3 protein-coding genes are annotated in these 2,109 nt (G+C 70.2%); 2 read left to right on the top strand and 1 reads right to left on the bottom strand.

Translation table 11 applies throughout. The features are described from left to right. Positions 1-827: alpha/beta hydrolase (locus AB0J39_RS39330; protein WP_363474284.1), on the top strand; the 827-nt coding region annotated here is incomplete at its 5' end. Positions 828-860: 33 nt separating this feature from the next. On the opposite strand, the gene AB0J39_RS39325 is transcribed toward AB0J39_RS39330, so the two are convergent. Continuing rightward, positions 861-1,448, bottom strand: a complete 588-nt coding sequence (locus tag AB0J39_RS39325) for a hypothetical protein (RefSeq protein ID WP_363474283.1) — start codon at positions 1,446-1,448, stop codon at positions 861-863. A gap of 363 nt (positions 1,449-1,811) precedes the next feature. Here AB0J39_RS39325 and AB0J39_RS39320 point away from each other — a divergent pair, with 363 nt between their 5' ends. Next, on the top strand, positions 1,812-2,045 hold the full coding sequence (locus tag AB0J39_RS39320) for a hypothetical protein (RefSeq protein ID WP_363474281.1): 234 nt from the start codon (positions 1,812-1,814) through the stop codon (positions 2,043-2,045). Positions 2,046-2,109 lie beyond the last annotated feature (64 nt).

The following is a 2,109-nucleotide window of genomic DNA, read 5'->3' as shown; positions in this document are numbered from 1 at the left end:
GGCCGAACTCGTACGTGGAGTTCGACGAGCTCGTCGGCCGCCTCACCGACCCGCGTGCGCACGGCGGCGACCCCGCCGGGGCGTTCCACGTCGTGGTGCCCTCCCTGCCGGGCTTCGGCTTCTCCGCGCCGCCACGCGGCGCCGGCTGGACCGCGGCGCGCGTGGCGCGGCTGTGGGCCGAGCTGATGCGCCGTCTCCGCTACGACCGGTACGGCGCGCAGGGCGGGAACTTCGGGGCCTACGTCGCCCCGGAGGTGGCCAAGGCGGCGCCGGGCAACGTGGCCGGCGTCTACATCGTCAGCGGTCTCGGCTTCCCCATCGAGAAGGACCTCCCGGAGATGACCGAGGACGAGCGGGCCGCCTATGCCCGGCTGATGGAACAGGACTGGATGAACGGCGTCGACCACCACGGGCTGCTGCGCGCGGCGCCGCAGACCTTCGCGTACGGCTGGCACGACTCACCGCTCGCGGCGCTGGCCTGGATGACCCAGAAGTTCCACGAGTTCAACGCCTCGGGCAGACCGCTGGAGCAGGTGATCGACCGGGATCTGTTCCTGACCAACGTGAGCCTGTACTGGTTCACCGGGACGTTCGGGACGTCGGCGTGGCCGTACTACGAGAGCACCGGCTTCGGCTGGCCGGAGGGCCAGACGGTCGCGCCGACCGGCGTGTACAGCGGCCCGCCCGGCATCCGCCGGCTCGCCGAACGCCACAACACCATCCTCCACTGGCCCGAGGACAACCCGGGCGGCCACCACTTCATCGCGATGGACCAGCCGGATCGCCTCGCCGCCGACATCCGCGCGTTCTTCGCCAAGGTGGGCTGACCGGGGCGGCCCGGCCGCGTCCTGTGGCGGAGGTCAGCTCACGCCCGGGATGGTGACCTTCTGCTCCTTGAACCCGTAGCCGGTCTTCGAGGCGTCGCGCTGCAGGCCCGCCATCGAGCTCTTGCCGGCGTCGACGTCGGCCTCCGTGGCGGTGCCGTCGTGCAGCTTGCCGGTCAGTGCGGAGAACTGGTTGCTCACGCCCTGGACGGCCTTGCACAACGCCGGATTCGCCGCGGCGAAACCCTTGGCGACTTTCAGCTGGTGCAGGGCGAAGGCGCCGGCGATCGCGGCCTTGGCGATCGTGCGCTTGCGTTTTTCCGCTCCGGCCTTGAAGCCGCCGCTGCGCAGTGGTTTGTAGATGTAGCGGTGGAAGGCGCCGAGGGCGAGACCCGCGTGCAGCGCGAACCGGGTCTTGGCGAACCGCTTGGCGTTGCCGCCGGTCGGGCACGGAGAGTTGTACTCGGTCTCGGTCGCGGTCGGCGTCACGAGCGCCGCGGGGCCGGCCATGGCGGCGTGCTCGGGCGCCGGGGCGGTGGTGCCGCCGCAGCCGGCGAGCAGCGCCATCGTCAGCACGGCCGCCGCCGCGATTGCGGTGACGGATCGGACAGTTCGTGCGCTCATCGTTCCCCCTATGGACGCTGTGGGCACTGGACGCTGTGACACTGGCGCCGTGGACACTGGACGCCGTGGTCGCGGCGAGTGCGCGTCCCGGGCGACGGTTGCCGCCCCGCTGCCGACTATGCGGGCTTTTGCTGGGTTGAGGCGTTTTCATGCCATGGTCGGACGGATATTTGGCCGCCGCCTCACGGTTCGCGGAGGGCCGTGCCGTCATTCACCTATCCACGGCAATGGCGGGATGGGGATTCACATCGGATTCTCCCGGTGGCGGGAGATGGGCTGGACGCATCCCCGAAGCGATTCGGACAATAAAGGAGAAACCGCTCGATCTGCCGCATCGCGGCCTGATCGGAGAGGAGAAGGGCCATGCGAGGTGGGCGATTCAGCGTGATCATCGGTTCGGCGCTGCTCGGCACGGTCGCGCTCTGGCCGGCGTCGTCGGCGTCGGCGTCCACGGGCGCCACTGATGTCGCGGTCGCGCAGGTGGCCTCCGGCAGCTCGTACACGAAGCCGAAGCCGCCCAAGTGCACCTACCGATGCACGAACCACCGGAAGTACAAATGCTGTCCCAAGTGCACGCGCGTGAAGGGGAAGTGCTGAGGGAGGTCCAGCCATGGCGGCCGGGGGGAACGCCAGGCGTTTCCTCGGCCGGCCGTGGCGCGGG

This window comes from Microbispora sp. NPDC049633, assembly GCF_040675265.1.
In the GTDB taxonomy this organism is placed as follows: domain Bacteria; phylum Actinomycetota; class Actinomycetes; order Streptosporangiales; family Streptosporangiaceae; genus Microbispora; species Microbispora maris.
This window is presented reverse-complemented; position numbering and strand designations above follow the sequence as displayed.

What these genes read in the sequence shown, in the direction of transcription:
- AB0J39_RS39325 (WP_363474283.1), bottom strand. Translation starts at nt 1,448, where the DNA reads ATGAGCGCACGAACTGTCCGATCCGTCACCGCAATCGCGGCGGCGGCC.
- AB0J39_RS39320 (WP_363474281.1), top strand. Translation starts at nt 1,812, where the DNA reads ATGCGAGGTGGGCGATTCAGCGTGATCATCGGTTCGGCGCTGCTCGGC.